The sequence below is a fragment of the Hoeflea sp. AS16 genome (genome assembly GCF_038900095.1).
Classification (GTDB): Bacteria; Pseudomonadota; Alphaproteobacteria; order Rhizobiales; family Rhizobiaceae; genus Hoeflea.
On record NZ_JBBMQQ010000012.1, the window covers coordinates 41,203 to 56,415 of the forward strand.

Consider the following 15,213-nt stretch of genomic DNA (forward strand, 5'->3'; position numbering starts at 1 on the left):
GGGTATGGCATCGAAAGCACCCGAACGCCCGTGCAAACCGGTCACATTCCGATGATCGGCGGCACGCCAATCAGCATTTCATGCAGCCCCATGACGAAAACCACATACAGGACAAGACCGCCGACAACGGCAATGATGTCCCATTTCACCGGTCCGGCCACGGGATTGCTGGTGAGACCTGCCTGCAGACGCTTCTTTTCCGAAATCCTGTCGACGACAGCCCAGGCGAGAAACCCGCCAAACAGCAGCACCGAGGCCAGGTCGCCATTGACCAGGAGATGGGCAACAGCCCAAATCTTGACGGCGAGCAGCATCGGGTGCTTGACGGCAGCCTTGATGCGCCCCGCAGGCACTTGCGAGGCGATCAGAAGGATCATGGCCGGCAGCATCAGCAGGGCGACGAGATGGCTCATCCAGCCCGGCGCCACCCAGAACACAACCGGATCCTGCCGGGCGATGCCATAGCCCCAGACCAGGATGACAAAGCCCACGATCGAGACAAGCGAGTAGATGCCCTTCCAGGCGTTCAGGCCGCGCTTGTCGATTTGCGCCTGGCGCCACGCGGGCGCGACGATGCGGACAGAATGCATTCCCAGAAACAGCACCAGTCCGACAATGAGCCAGATCATTCTTGTTCTCCAAATTCGTCTCGCGGTCGCGTGTCAGCCGCTTTCGCCCCGACCATAGACCGGACGCGGTTGCATTAGAAGCGGCCCACAATGGTATTTGTGTCGCGGCAGGGACTCGTTCAATATGGAGGGATGGAACCCGATCTTGTTGCCGCTCGCAGGCGGCTTGATGAAAAGAAGCTCGATCTCGAGCGCATGTCGGCACTGAGCGAGGAGGCCCGCGCTCCGGTGATGCTCGACCAGCAGTCGGTCGGCCGGCTGTCGCGGATGGACGCGATGCAGCAGCAGGCCATGGCCGCGGCCCAGGAACGGACCCGCAAGCGTGATCTGGTCCGCATCGAGATGGCGGAACGGCGGCTGGCTGAAGGCGAATACGGCTGGTGCATCGATTGCGGCGAAGCGATTCCGGACAAACGGCTGGAAATTGACCCGATGGCCGAAAAGTGCGTCCGCTGCGCTTCCGCATAGGCTTTCACACCAACGCCATATTTTGGCGGCACTAGGCCACGAAGTTTTCAGTCAAGCGTAACACCCGGGCCGCAAGCACCATGATTTCAGCCGTCTCTCTCCCTGCCTTGTCAAAAACCGCAAGGCTCGCTGCACTGACCGCCGCTTTGGCAGCCGGTTCCGGCCTGCTGGCAAGTACCGCTTCGTTGGCAGGCGAGCGCCCGGATCAGCTGGTGCTGATTTCCTTTGACGGCGCGCATGACAACCGATTGTGGGACCGCAGCCTGGAGCTGGCGAACCGCAGCGGCGCGCGTTTTACCTATTTCCTGTCCTGCACATTCCTGATGAGCAAGGCAGACCGTGCCTCCTACGCGGCGCCGGGCCACTCCTCCGGACGCTCAAATGTCGGCTTCGCCCAGAACCGGGAAGAGGCCCTGACCCGGCTTGGCCACATCTGGTCGGCCTTTCAGGCCGGCAATGAAATCGGCAGCCACGGCTGCGGGCATTTCGATGGAAAGAACTGGAGCAATTCCGATTGGCTCAGCGAATTCACCCAGTTCGACGCGGCGCTGGCGAATGCGTGGAAAGTCAACGGTGCTGAAGAGCCCTCCGGCTGGGCCCGTTTTGCCAAATCCGGCGTCAGGGGATTTCGCGCGCCATATCTCTCCACCAATGACGGGCTCTATGCGGCACTCAAGACGCGGGGTTTCGAGTATGACGCCAGCACCGTATCGAAGGGACCCGTATCGCCCGATTTCAACAAGGCAACGGCGCGTTTCTCACTGCCGCTGATTTCGGAAGGGCCGCGACAGCGGCCGATCATCGCAATGGACTACAACCTGTTCGTCCGGCATTCCGCCGGGCTTGAAACCCCGTCGAAATCGAAGGAATTCGAAGAGCGGGCGCTTGAGGCATTCCGTGCGGCCTTCCAGGCCGAGTATTCCGGTGCGCGGCGGCCGCTGCAGTTGGGCTTTCATTTCGTTGAAATGAACGGCGGCGCTTACTGGAATGCGCTTGAGCGCTTTGTCGACGAAACCTGCGGACAGCCCGGGGTCGCCTGCGTGACCTACCAGGAGGCGGTGCGCAGGCTCAGGCCGGTGGACGGTTCGGCGAGCTGACCTTCAGGCCAGCCCGCCCAAATCATCACTTGTTTGGATCTTCTACCGTCTGCACGGGATCGGGACCGCCTTTGCCGGGAGCCGGGTCCGGGATCGGCTGAACGAAGCCGCCGCCCTGTTTGGCAAGATAATCGCGCTCGATATCGGCCAGCTCCTGCCCGCGGAATACAGCCTCGAAAGCGTGCAGACGTTTGTAAATGGAAATCAGCTCGACGATCGTCGTCCACGAGTTGATCAGGAACTGGAACGAGTTCGAGACCTGGCCGAAGGCCGTCAGGATCTGCTGCCAGATGCCAAGCGTGATCTTGCCTGCGACAATGGTCGGCACGAGCAGAATATGCACATAGATGTTGTCGGCCTGGAGATAAAAGCCACGGGCGATGTTGAAGTACATGTAGTGGAAATAGAGCCGGAAATAGTTCTGCCGGACATCATCGAAAAGCTGGCGCGCGGTTGGCGGCTGGGCACGGCTCGCATCATCCTCGCCATAGACCAGTTCCTTGCGGTAGGCGGCCTCAACGCGCTGATTGCGGAATTCCAGTCCCGGCAGCTTGATCCCGACCAGGGCCAGAAGGCCGGTACCGAAGGCAGCCCAGAACAAAAGCGCGATAAACAGCGCGTGCGGTATGGCGCCGACAACCGGCAGTTCGGTCACATATTGAGACAGCGACCAGAGGATCGGCAAGAACGCCACCAGCGTCATGACCGCATCGACAAAGGCCACGCCCAGCCCTTCCATGATCGAGGCGAAGCGCATGGTGTCTTCCTGCACACGCTGCGAGGCGCCTTCAATGCTGCGCACGCGGGGCCAGCGCTCCATGTAGAAATTGTTCATCGCCGTGCGCCAGCGAAACACGTAGTGACTGACGAAAAAGCGGGTGACGACATAAACCGCGGTCGAAACGAAAGCGATCTGGACGAAGATCAGGATGAGGCCATAAAGGTCTGCCTGGGAGACCGATCCGTCGCCGGTCAACGCCTGCTGGAACTGATCAAAGAACGGCCGGCGCCAGTTGTTGAGCGCTACCGAGACCTGCACGCCGAAATAGGTGGTGAACAGGATGAAGACCGACCCGAGGATCGACCACATCTGCCACTTGTGCGGGGAGTAGATGAACCAGAAGGCAGCGAATGCCAGCGACCAGGTTGTGTAGTAGACGTAAAACCAAAGGAAGGACGAGGTGTAGAAATACCGCAGTCCGACAATCGGTTCGCCTTCAGCCTCTGGCAGCGCGAAGCCCAGTGCCGCACCGATTGTATCACCGGCTGCGTACCAGGTGATGATCCCCAGCCCTGCCCAGAGCAGGACTGACGAAAAAAAGAGTTTCGGTTTCGGGAAAAAAGATTCAAACACGGGCGGGATCCTGGACTTTGTCCTGCGTGGCAGAACGTGATTCGTCGTGACTTGGTCAGATACCTATGACACGAGGGCAAATACGGCAATCCACGCCACCCATCACCCCATTGTGCTGAAACGATGGCCCGGCACATCCTTGCGGATCACATCAATGTGACGTGTGGCAAATGTCTTGATGACAGCGCGGGTTCAGGCGGCACGCGGCTTGCAGAACACCAGCACGATCGCACCGGCAGCGAGCAATCCAGCCGCTGCGGCAAGGCTGGCCCAGGTGTAGGTGCCGGACCAGTCGGCGAGGTATCCGGCAACCACGGGGCCCAAAATCTGGCCGGTTCCGAAGGCTGCGGTCATCAGCGCGAGCGCCCGCCGCGGACTTTCGGTGGCCAGCTGACGGCCGACCTGCAGGCCAAAGGCCGTGACCATGACGAATGTGCCGCCCAGCAGCACGCCGCCGACAATCGGACCGGCGGGGAGCGGAACCAGAACGCTTGCCGCCACCCCGAGCGCTTCGACAACACAGCCCAGAGCAAAGATATTGACCAGCCCTAAGCGCCTGACAACGGGAAGCCAGTAGGCGACCGAAGGAGCCGCGGCGATGCCGGTGGCGAGCCAGACACCCGCCTCAAACATCGACGAGCCGCCCCCGTCACGGACGATGGCAACCAGGAAGGTCGCGGTGACGATGTAGCCAAAGCCGAAAATTCCGTATGCGACGGTCAAGGCCAGCAGCGCCGGTGTCCAGACCAGCGGCGGTTCCTTTTTCGCAGGGCCTGGCCGCACGACATCCTGCGGCAGGTAACGGATCACAACCACGATGCCGATAAAGGCCAGGAGTGCAGCCATGATCCAGGCCATGCGCCAGCCGCTGTCGGCAATTATGATAAGGCCGAACATGATGGCGGAGACGGCAATGCCGAGACCGACACCACCGAAATGCGATGACTGAACCCAGGGCTTGCCCGCGGCAAGACCATGGGACAACACGATTGCCGAGGTGAAGATCATCACGAAGGCACTGGCAATTCCGGCAAGAAAACGGATGCCGGAGAGAACGACAAAATTGCTCGACACGCCCATGGCAAGGAGAAGTACCGCGGTGGCAACCAGCCCCGTCAGGGCCACCTTGCGTTCGATGCCTTCGGCCCAACCATAGGCTGCCAGAATGGCCCCGAGCAGATAGCCCGCATAATTGGCCGATGCGATCCATCCGGCTTCGGCCGGGCCAAGCCCGAGCCCCGCCATCATCGCCGGAAGCACCGGCGTGTAGAAAAACCGCCCCAGGCCCATCGCCACGGCCATTGCCACAGCGCCGGCAAGGGCTGTGCGAAGCACGGGCATGCCTGCCGGGGGGACAAAGGAAACGGGCCTGGGAGAACTGGTCATGTCACGTGAGGGTGAGGATGGGGAATTGGGCGGAGTTCGAAAAACCCTCAATGAACCCGAAACCGCGGAGAGGCAAGCACGACCGGTTCACAACCTGCCGATTTGTTCGCTGCTCGCCAAGAGTTGATTGGAACTTTCGTTATCGATACTTATTTGTGCAATGCAGCATTCAAGAAAGGGTATTGCCATGAAAACCGTCATCATCACCGGATCGACCAGCGGAATTGGCCTCGGAATTGCCGAGAGTTTCGCGGCCTCCGGATACAACGTCGTTCTCAACGGGCTGGGCAAGCAGGACGAAATCGAGGCGACGCGGGCGCGTCTGGCCGCACTTGGCACCGGCGAGGTGATCTTTCACGGCGCAAACATGCTCAAGCCCGACGAGATTACCGACCTGGTGAAGACCACCGAAACGAAATTCGGCAGCGTTGATGTCATCGTCGCCAATGCCGGGATCCAGCATGTCGAGAAGATCGAGGATTTCCCGCCGGAAAAATGGGACGCGATCATTGGCATCAACCTGAGTTCGGCTTTCCACCTGATCCGCGCCACCATGCCGATCATGAAGAAAAACGGGTCCGGCCGGATCATTGCCATCGCGTCGGCACACGGGCTGGTCGCCTCCCCCTTTAAGAGCGCCTATGTGGCCGCCAAACACGGCATTCTCGGGCTGATCAAGACCGTTGCGCTCGAAGGCGCGGAATTCGGCATCACCGCCAACGCCATCTGCCCCGGATATGTCGAAACGCCGCTTGTCACAGGCCAGATCGCCGATACCGCCAAGGCGCGGAACATGACCGAAGACGAGGTCATCAACGAGGTTATCCTCAAGGCGCAGCCGACGAAGAAATTCGTGCAGGTCAGCCAGATTGCGGCGCTGGCCAATTACCTGGCTTCCGACCAGGCAGCACAGATCACCGGCGCCGCCTTGCCGATGGATGGTGGCTGGACAGCGCAATGAGCAAGACAAAGCCAGCACCCCGGGCGAAACCCCGGCGCACCGCCAGGGCCGGCAAAGCGGGCATCCGCAAGATAAACCTGGCGCTGCAGGGTGGAGGCGCGCATGGCGCCTTTACCTGGGGCGTCATCGACCGGTTGCTGGATGAACCCGACATCGAGCTTGAGGGAATTTCAGGCACCAGCGCCGGCGCCGTCAACGCGGTTGTTCTGGCGAACGGGCTGATGGAGGCCGGACGCATTGGCGGACAGGCGGCGCTGGAGGATTTCTGGCGCCGGTCCAGCCGCGGCGGGTCGGTCTGGTCGCCGGTCAGGCCCCTGCCGCACGGGGTAATTCCGGGCATGGAGTTCCTGTCGGCCGCCACCTTCGCAGCACTCGACACGATGACGCGCACCTTCTCGCCCTACGAGTTCAACCCGTTCGACATCAATCCGCTGCACGACCTTCTGACGGAAAGTGTCGATTTCGATGCGCTGAGGGAGCATTGCCACACCAAACTGTTCCTCAGCGCCACCAATGTGCGCAGCGGGCGGGTTCGCGTGTTCGAAACCCGCGAAGTCAGCGCCGACGTGGTGATGGCCTCGGCCTGCCTGCCGTTCCTGTTCAAGGCGGTCGAGATCGACGGCGAATTTTACTGGGATGGCGGCTATGTCGGCAATCCGTCGCTGTTTCCGTTCTTCTACAATTGCGAAAGCCGCGACGTGATGATCGTGCACATCAATCCGATGGAGCGGAACGACGTGCCGAAGACAGCCCCCGACATCCTCAACAGGATCAACGAGATCTCGTTCAATTCGTCGCTGATCGACGAGATGCGGGCCATCAATTTCGTCACCCGGCTGATCGAACAGGATTGGCTCAAGGACGAGTACAAGAACCGGCTGCGCCATATCCTGGTGCATTCCGTGCGCGCCGACGAGGCTTTGCTCGACCTTCCGGTCTCCTCGAAATACGACGTGCGCTGGTCATTCCTGACGGAATTGCGCGACCGTGGCCGGCTCGAAGCGGATCGTTGGCTGGAAGCCAACCGCGACGCTCTTGGCGAACGATCGACGGTCGATCTGGAAAGCCAGTATCTCGGATTGCCCGGACCACGCCAAAAAGATGGCAGCCAGACAAGGGATGCATCGGCATTGGCTGAAAGCGGAAGCGATTGACCGGCTTTGCCTGAAACTGTTGCTCGCGCATATCGCTCTTTCGCCCGGCAGCATAGTGAGTTAGCTTTTGTCCAATTGGTTCAAAATTGCAGAGGTGACATGGCTCACTCCCCACGCACATCGATCCGCTTCCGGCTCAATGATCAAACCATTGACCTGTCGGGATTTGCACCCGACCTGACGCTGCTCGACTGGCTCCGGCTAGACCGGCGGCTGACCGCCACCAAAGAGGGCTGCGCCGAAGGCGATTGCGGTGCCTGCACGGTGCTTGTCGGCCGCATCGACAGCGGATTGCTGAGCTACGAGACGGTCAACGCCTGCATCCGGCTGATGGGCTCGCTCGACGCCACGCACGTGGTCACGGTCGAATATCTCAACCGCCCCGATGGCGAGTTGAGCGCCGTGCAGCAGGCGATGGTGGACAATCACGGATCGCAATGCGGTTTCTGCACGCCGGGCATCGTTGCCTCGCTGCATGCCCTGTGGCTTGCCGAACCCAACCCGACCGAAGCCGATATCGAGCGGCAATTGCAGGGCAACCTGTGCCGCTGCACCGGCTATGAGCCGATCGTCAAGGCGGCGATCGCCGCGGCCAAGACGATCCCCGAGGCCGATAACGACCGGCTGGTGGCGGCCTATGACGCCACCACCGAGGCGCTGACCGGGTTTGCCGACGGTGCGCGGGTGACGATCGAGCATGATCGCGGAACAACTTTCGTGCCTGCCGATCTTGATGATCTCGCAGCGCTCTACGAGGCACATCCAAAAGCAACGATCGTGGCCGGGTCGACCGATGTCGGGCTGTGGGTGACCAAACACATGCGCGACATCTCCCCGGTGATCCATATCGGTCATCTGGAGGAACTGAAGCAGATCACTATCGATGACGCCGGCATCACGCTGGGTGCAGGCGTCTCCTACACCTCGGCGCGCGGCGCGATGGTGTCGATGTTCCCGCAAATGGCGGAACTGTGGGACAGGATCGGCGGCGAGCAGGTGCGCAACATGGGCACGGTCGGCGGCAACATCGCCAACGGCTCGCCGATCGGCGACACCCCTCCCCCGTTGATCGCGCTGGGCGCCTCGGTGACCCTGCGCAAGGGAGCCAACAGCCGCACGGTTCCACTCGCGGATTACTTCATCGAATATGGCAAGCAGGACCGTCATCCGGGCGAGTTTGTCGAGAGCATCTTCGTGCCGGCGCTGAAAGAAGATGCATTCTTCGCGGTCTACAAGATCTCCAAGCGCCGCGACGAGGACATCTCGGCGCTGTGCGGCGCCTTCCATGTGATCACGGATGCCGATGGCATTGTCACCTCGGCGCGGATTGCCTTTGGCGGCATGGCGGGCACGCCCAAGCGGGCATCCGCTGCAGAAGCGGCTCTGACCGGCCAGCCCTGGGCCTGGGATACGGTCCAGGCGGCGCGGATTGCGCTGGCCGAGGACTATCAGCCGCTGTCCGACTGGCGGGCAAGTGCCCAGTACAGGATGCTGACCGCGCAGAACCTGATGATCCGGTTCTTCCTGGAAACCTGCGGAGCGCCGGCGCGCATCGAACGGCATCCGGCAATGGCGGAGGCATGAAAATGGACACATCAACTCCACGCAGCCGGACCGAGATTTCAGGCGGAGCCCATTCGCCGCGCAAACACGATTCCGCCCACAAGCATGTCACCGGCAGCGCCGACTATATCGACGACATGCCGGAACCCGCAGGCACCCTGCACTGCTATCTCGGCCTCACCGACCGGGCGCACGCGAAGATCACCTCGCTCGATCTCGATGCGGTGCGCTCATCCGAAGGTGTGGTGGCGGTGCTGACCGGCGCCGATGTGCCCGGCAGCAACGACATTTCACCCAGCGGGCTTGACGACGAGCCGGTGCTGGCAACCGGCAAGGTGCTGTTTCACGGCCAGCCGGTATTCGCCGTCATCGCCGAAACCCGCGACCTGGCGCGCCGCGCCGCCAAGCGGGCAGTGATCGGTTACGAGGACCTGCCGCATGTCACCGACGTGCGCGCGGCGATGGACGCCGGTTATCCGCTGGTGACCGAGCCCCTGAAGCTCGAACGCGGCGACATTGATGCCGGTCTTGCCGCCGCTCCGCTCCGGCTCAAGGGCGAGATGCGGATTGGCGGTCAGGACCATTTCTATCTTGAAGGCCATATTGCCTTCGCCATTCCCGGCGAGGATGACGAGGTCACCGTCTGGTCATCGACGCAGCACCCGAGCGAGGTGCAACACATGGTGGCGCATGCGCTCGGCACGGTGTCGAACGCAGTCACGGTGCAGGTGCGGCGCATGGGCGGCGGCTTTGGCGGCAAGGAGACCCAGTCGAACCAGTTTGCGGCCATTGCCGCAATTGCGGCGAAGAAGCTGAACCGGCCGGTCAAGATCAGGCCGGACCGGGACGATGACATGGTGATCACCGGCAAACGGCACGATTTCGTCGTCGACTACGATGTAGGCTACGACAAGAACGGCATCATTCATGCCGTCGATGCGAGTTTTGCGGCACGTTGCGGTTTTTCGTCCGACCTGTCGGGTCCGGTGACCGACCGGGCGCTGTTTCATGCCGACAACTGCTACTACTACAAGGATGTGCGGCTGATCTCGAAACCGATGATGACCAACACAGTCTCCAACACCGCCTTCCGTGGTTTTGGCGGCCCCCAGGGCATGCTCGGCGGCGAACGGATGATCGAGGAAATCGCCTATGCGCTGGGGCGTGATCCGCTGGAAATCCGCAAGGCCAATTTCTACGGCGGATCCGATGATCCCGAGGGCCGCAATGTGACGCCTTACCACCAGAAGGTGGAAGACAATATCATCGCCAGGATCGTCGAGGATCTCGAAACCTCGTCCGATTACCAGGCCCGCCGTGCGGAAATCATCGATTTCAACGAAAACAGCCCGGTGGTGCGCCGCGGCATCGCGCTGACGCCGGTGAAGTTCGGCATCTCGTTTACCGCGACCTGGTACAATCAGGCCGGAGCACTGGTGCACATCTACCAGGACGGGTCGATCCATCTCAACCATGGCGGCACCGAAATGGGCCAGGGGCTCAACACCAAGGTGGCGCAGGTTCTGGCGGAAGAATTCCAGGTTGATCTCGACACCATCCGGATCACGGCCACAACCACCGGCAAGGTTCCCAACACCTCGGCCACCGCGGCCTCCTCGGGCACCGACCTCAACGGCATGGCGGCCGCCAATGCGGCACAGCAGATCAAGACACGGCTGGTGTCGTTTGCCGCTGAAAAGTTCAACATTCCCGAAGACCAGGTGGCGTTCGAGCCCAACCATGTCCGGGTGGGCAACGAATTGCTGCCGTTCGGGGACTTCATCAAGCTTGCCTATCAGGAGCGGGTTCAGCTTTCGGCGGCGGGCTTCTACAAGACGCCTGACATTCACTGGGACCGTGCCAGCGGCAAGGGCCGGCCATTCTACTATTTCGCCTACGGCGCGGCCATCTCGGAAGTCTCGGTCGACACGCTGACCGGCGAATACCAGGTCGACCGGGTCGACGTGCTGCACGACACCGGCCGCTCGCTCAACCCGGCGCTGGATATCGGCCAGATCGAAGGCGCCTTCGTGCAGGGCATGGGCTGGCTGACCACGGAAGAATTGTGGTGGGACGACAAGGGCCGGCTCAGGACCCATGCGCCGTCGACCTACAAGATCCCGCTGGCATCCGACCGGCCGAAGATCTTCAACGTCAGGCTGGCCGACTGGGCTGAAAACCGCGAACCGACAATCAGGCGCTCGAAGGCCGTGGGCGAACCGCCCTTCATGCTGCCGATCTCGGTGCTCGAGGCGCTCGGCATGGCCGTTGCCTCGATTGCCGATTACCAGGTTTCGCCACGGCTTGACGCACCGGCAACGCCAGAGCGGGTGTTGATGGCGGTGGAACGGCTGAAGACCATGGTCGCTGATGCCGAGATGTCCGGAGAGGATGGGGCGGACGCCTGATGGCACGGCTTGACGGCTTTCGCGACTTTGCCGCCCTCGCCCGTGGGGGCGGTTTCGTGCTGGTCAGGGTGATTGAAGCCAAGGGATCCACCCCGCGCAACATCGATGCGTGGATGCTGGTATCCGCAGACCGGAGCTTCGGCACCATCGGCGGCGGCAGGCTGGAACTCGAGGCCATCGAGCGCGCCCGCGACGTACTGGCAGGCGCCACCGCCGACAAGATGGCGCTGCCGCTGGGGCCGGCGATCGGGCAATGCTGCGGCGGGCATGTGACGCTGTCCTTCGAGATCATTCCCCCTGCCCGGTTCGGCGAGATCGAGGCCATGCTCAAGACGGAGGACGCAAGCGATCCCGAAGTCTGGCTGTTCGGCGGCGGCCATGTCGGCCGGGCGCTGGCAAATGCGCTGCTGCTGTTGCCGGTCAGGGTGCATGTGGCCGAAACCCGGCAAGAAGAACTCGATCTGACGCCAGCCGGCGCCGAACGGCATCTGACTGTCCTGCCGGAGAGCCTGGTGACAGACATGGCGCCGGGAAGTGCGGTGATCGTGCTGACCCACGATCACGCGCTGGATTTCCTGATCGTTTCGGCAGCGCTGGCGCGCGATGACCTTGCCCAGATCGGCATGATCGGTTCCGGCACCAAGCGGGCCACATTCGAGCATCAGTTCATCCGCGAAGGCGGCGACAAGGCGAGGCTTTCGAAACTGGTGTGCCCGATCGGACGCAAGATCGCCGACAAGCGGCCCGAGGTGATCGCCGCGACGGTCGCGGCCGATATCATCGCGGCGCTGGCAGAGTGGCGGGCAGCCAGCCCTCAGGCGTTGTCCTGAAGCACCAGTTCAGACGCCCGCCAGCCGGTGGCGATGGCCGCGGCATTGGTGTTGCCGGTGACGATGTTGGGGAAGATCGAGCAATCGACGACCCGCAAGCCCTCGAGCCCGTGAACGCGCAATCTCGCATCGACAACCGATGTCGCCGGATCCGGGCCCATGCGGCAGGTGGCGACCGGGTGATAGACCGTTCCGGAGCGGCGGCGGAAATCATCGATCAGCGCCTCGTCGCTCAGGATCTCCGGTCCCGGCAGCAATTCCGCCTCGACGCAATCGGCCAGCGGCCTGGCGGCGGCCATCGCGCGCACGGCCTTGCCGGTCGCCAGCATTTCGGCGATGTCGTCTTCATGGGAGAGCGCGTTGGGGGTAATCCGCGGCGGCTCTGACGGGTCGGCGGAGCGGATCATGATCTCGCCCCGGCTCTTCGGACGGCAATTTGACCAGCCGATGGAAAATCCCGGCCAGGGATCGGGGCTGAGGATCGGGCGCTCGCCGGGCCGTGGAATGACGGTCGAGAATGCCTGGAAATAGAGCTGCATGTTGGGCCGCACACGATCCGGCGAAGTGCGGATGAAGCCGCCGGCCTGGTTGAGGCTGACAGACAACGGCCCATCGCGGAACAGCAGGTAACGCAAGCCCGCCGAAAGCTTGCCCCACCAGGGCCCGAGCTGCTGATTGATGGTCGGACAATTGGCGCGATAGGTGTAATTGATGCCGATGTGATCCTCGAGATTGCGCCCGACATTGGGATTGTCGATGCGAACATCGATGCCGAGACCCTTGAGGTGATCGGCCGGACCTATGCCTGCCAGCTGCAGAAGCTGGGGCGAGTTGACCGAACCGCCACTGAGTATCACTTCGCGCCCGGCATTGACCTCCGTCTTCTTGCCATTGCGGCTGTAGGTGACGCCGGTCACGCGTGTGCCGTCAAAGGTCAGGCCGGTGACCTGTGCATGGGTAATCACCCTGAGATTGGGCCGCTTCATCGCCGGGCGCAGAAATGCCCGCGCCGCAGACAAGCGGCGTCCTCCGTGAATGGTAAACTCGAACAGGCCGACGCCATCCTGGCTTTCTCCGTTGAAATCCGGATTGAGCGGCAGGCCTACCGCCTGGGCGGACTGGAACCACTTGCGGGTCAGGTGATGGGTTGTCTTGCCGGGCACGAAGAGCTTGAGCCGCCCGTTGCGACCACGAATGGCATCATCGCCGACAAGGGCGCATTCGACATCGCGGAAGGCGGCGAACATCTCGTCGGCACCCCAACCCGGATTTCCGGCATCGCGCCAGTCGTCAAAGTCGGCGCGGTGTCCGCGTACCCAGACCATGGCATTGATGGAGGAGGAGCCGCCGAGAACCCGGCCCCGCGGCCAGTGATCGACATTTCCAGCCAGTCCCGGATCGGGCTCCGCGCGGTACATCCAGTTGACCTTCGGATCAAAGAAGGTCTTGCCGTAGCCCAGCGGCATCTGAACGAAAAAGCGCCGGTCGTCACCGCCGGCCTCGAGCACCAGAACCTTGTGACGGCCGGAAGCCGACAGGCGTTCGGCCATGACGCAACCGGACGAACCGGCGCCGATGATGATGAAGTCCGGATTGTCCATAAACTGCTCTTTGCGCCGACCGGTTGTTGCCCAAGCGTTGTCACATTTGCTGCATGCGATCAACGGATTTGCAACGCCACCGGATGGCCATTGGGCGACATCGGCCGGGATCATCAACGCACTGTTCACGCTTTGAGACCCGGGGACATGCTTGTTTAATAAGCATGCTTATAATATGGGTAGCTTATGAAAAACACAGGCATCGACCAGTTGGGCTTCCTGATCCACGACGTGGGGCGGCTGTTGCGCAAGAATTTCGAGAAGCGCGGCCATGAACATGGCCTGTCCTCTGCGCAGTGGCGTTTGCTGGTCCGGGTGGTTCGCGAACAAAACCCCACCCAGGCGCGGCTGGCGGAGCTGATGGAAATCGAACCGATCAGCGTCTCGCGCCTGATCGACCGGATGGAACAGGGCGGATGGGTCAGGCGCTGTGCGCATGAAACCGACCGCCGGGTGAACCGGGTGGTTCCCACCGACAAGAGCCTTGCCGCCTATTCCACCATCAAGGCGGTGGCGGGTGAAGTCTTCGAGGAAGCCTTGACCGGTGTGGGTGAAGAGCAGCGTCAGGCGCTGATGTCGGCACTTGTCACCATGGTCGACAACCTTTCGTCAGACGAGACAACAACGACGCATTCCAACGTTGAGAAACAGGCGGCATCATGAGTTCCCAGACAAACCCGAGCGAAGCACCGGCTCAGGCAGCCCCCGCACCTTCGAAATTTCGCCGCAACGTGCTGATGCTGCTGGTGCCCTGCCTGCTTATTGGTGGGGGCCTTTATGTCTGGATCACCGGCGGGCGCTTTGAGGAAACCGAAAATGCCAACATGCGGCTGGCGCGGATCAGCATCGCCAGCGAGATCGCCGGCCGCGTTGTCAGCGTCAACGTCTCGGAAAACGTCGCGGTGAAGAAAGGCGATGTGCTGTTCCAAGTTGACCCGGAACCGCTTCAGATCGCTCTCAACCAGGCCAATGCCGCGGTGGAAAGCGCGCGACTGAATGTCATCGAGCTCAAGGCGGCCTACAGTCAGGCCTTGACGCAGGAGCGGATTGCCGCGGACGACGCGGCTTTTTACCAGGATACGTTCGACCGGCAGAAGGCGCTGACCGCCAAGGGTGTGGCGACGAACTCCTCACTCGACGACGCCCGCCACACCGCGCAGAAGGCGGCACAAGGTCTTGTCGCTGCCAAGCAGGCGGTTGCAACGGCGCAGGCAGCGCTTGCCGACAGCCTCAACGGCGAAATTGATGATCACCCGATGGTGGTGGCGGCGAAAGCCGCACGCGACAAGGCCGCCTACAATCTTTCCGTCGCCACTGTGCGCGCACCGGCGGACGGTCTGGTCTACCAGGCATCGTCCTTCCGTCCGGGTGAGTATGTCACGCCCGGCGCGGCGCTGTTTACCATTGTCGAGACCACAGATCCGTGGATCGACGCCAATTTCAAGGAACCGCAACTTGCGCACATGAAACCCGACCAGCCGGCGGAAGTGGTCTTCGATCTTTACCCGGACCGGACCTTCAAGGCGAAGGTGGACTCGATCGGCGCAGGCACCGGCGCGGAATTCTCCCTGCTTCCCGCACAGAACGCCACCGGCAACTGGGTCAAGGTCACCCAACGGATTCCGGTCCGGATCAAGCTCGACAATCCCGAGGCCAGGATCCTGGCGCGTTCAGGGCTGAGCGCCACCGTGACCGTGGACACCGGCGCGAGCCGCAGCTTCGGTGACCTGTTCAGCAGCGCCAAGGCTGCCGAGTAAACCGG

The 15,213-nt window shown here is 62.1% G+C and carries 13 protein-coding genes; 9 read left to right on the plus strand and 4 right to left on the minus strand.

Annotated elements, in window-relative coordinates; genetic code table 11:
• Positions 1-41: 41 nt before the first annotated feature.
• The gene (locus tag WNY80_RS20770) at positions 42-629 is read right to left on the minus strand and encodes an NnrU family protein (RefSeq protein WP_342889320.1); all 588 of its coding nucleotides are present in this window, start codon (positions 627-629) and stop codon (positions 42-44) included.
• A 132-nt stretch (positions 630-761) separates the two neighbouring features.
• On the opposite strand from WNY80_RS20770, the gene WNY80_RS20775 reads away from it, so the two are divergent.
• Positions 762-1,097: a TraR/DksA C4-type zinc finger protein gene (locus WNY80_RS20775; RefSeq protein ID WP_342889321.1), complete on the plus strand. Its 336-nt coding sequence runs from the start codon at positions 762-764 to the stop codon at positions 1,095-1,097.
• Positions 1,098-1,177: 80 nt separating this feature from the next.
• Entirely contained in the window at positions 1,178-2,194 is a 1,017-nt protein-coding gene (locus WNY80_RS20780) for a polysaccharide deacetylase (protein ID WP_342889322.1), read from the plus strand.
• A gap of 25 nt (positions 2,195-2,219) precedes the next feature.
• Here WNY80_RS20780 and sbmA read toward each other — a convergent pair whose 3' ends face one another.
• Both sbmA and WNY80_RS20790 read right to left on the minus strand, forming a co-directional pair.
• Complete coding sequence (gene sbmA / locus WNY80_RS20785) at positions 2,220-3,548, minus strand: peptide antibiotic transporter SbmA (protein WP_342889323.1); 1,329 nt, start codon at positions 3,546-3,548, stop codon at positions 2,220-2,222.
• Between the two features lie 192 nt (positions 3,549-3,740).
• Positions 3,741-4,889: a YbfB/YjiJ family MFS transporter gene (locus tag WNY80_RS20790; protein WP_342889324.1), complete on the minus strand. Its 1,149-nt coding sequence runs from the start codon at positions 4,887-4,889 to the stop codon at positions 3,741-3,743.
• Positions 4,890-5,121: 232 nt separating this feature from the next.
• Between WNY80_RS20790 and WNY80_RS20795 the strand changes: the two genes are divergently transcribed.
• The 5 genes from WNY80_RS20795 to xdhC all read left to right on the plus strand — a co-directional run bounded on the left by WNY80_RS20795 (position 5,122) and on the right by xdhC (position 11,850).
• Complete coding sequence (locus WNY80_RS20795; protein WP_342889325.1) at positions 5,122-5,895, plus strand: 3-hydroxybutyrate dehydrogenase; 774 nt, start codon at positions 5,122-5,124, stop codon at positions 5,893-5,895.
• A complete protein-coding gene (locus tag WNY80_RS20800) occupies positions 5,892-7,049 on the plus strand; it encodes a patatin-like phospholipase family protein (protein ID WP_342889326.1) in 1,158 nt (385 codons plus the stop codon). The genes WNY80_RS20795 and WNY80_RS20800 overlap by 4 nt, the downstream gene beginning before the upstream one ends.
• A 99-nt stretch (positions 7,050-7,148) precedes the next feature.
• Entirely contained in the window at positions 7,149-8,633 is a 1,485-nt protein-coding gene (xdhA, locus tag WNY80_RS20805; RefSeq protein WP_342889327.1) for a xanthine dehydrogenase small subunit, read from the plus strand.
• A gap of 2 nt (positions 8,634-8,635) precedes the next feature.
• On the plus strand, positions 8,636-11,020 hold the full coding sequence (xdhB, locus tag WNY80_RS20810; RefSeq protein WP_342889328.1) for a xanthine dehydrogenase molybdopterin binding subunit: 2,385 nt from the start codon (positions 8,636-8,638) through the stop codon (positions 11,018-11,020).
• Positions 11,020-11,850, plus strand: a complete 831-nt coding sequence (gene xdhC, locus WNY80_RS20815) for a xanthine dehydrogenase accessory protein XdhC (protein ID WP_342889329.1) — start codon at positions 11,020-11,022, stop codon at positions 11,848-11,850. The genes xdhB and xdhC overlap by 1 nt, the downstream gene beginning before the upstream one ends.
• Here the strand turns inward: xdhC and WNY80_RS20820 are convergent.
• Entirely contained in the window at positions 11,835-13,451 is a 1,617-nt protein-coding gene (locus tag WNY80_RS20820; RefSeq protein WP_342889330.1) for a GMC family oxidoreductase N-terminal domain-containing protein, read from the minus strand. The genes xdhC and WNY80_RS20820 overlap by 16 nt on opposite strands.
• A gap of 186 nt (positions 13,452-13,637) precedes the next feature.
• Between WNY80_RS20820 and WNY80_RS20825 the strand changes: the two genes are divergently transcribed.
• Both WNY80_RS20825 and WNY80_RS20830 read left to right on the plus strand, forming a co-directional pair.
• On the plus strand, positions 13,638-14,114 hold the full coding sequence (locus tag WNY80_RS20825; RefSeq protein ID WP_342889331.1) for a MarR family winged helix-turn-helix transcriptional regulator: 477 nt from the start codon (positions 13,638-13,640) through the stop codon (positions 14,112-14,114).
• Positions 14,111-15,208, plus strand: coding sequence for an HlyD family secretion protein (locus tag WNY80_RS20830; RefSeq protein WP_342889332.1), 1,098 nt, complete (start codon positions 14,111-14,113; stop codon positions 15,206-15,208). The genes WNY80_RS20825 and WNY80_RS20830 overlap by 4 nt, the downstream gene beginning before the upstream one ends.
• Positions 15,209-15,213: the final 5 nt, after the last annotated feature.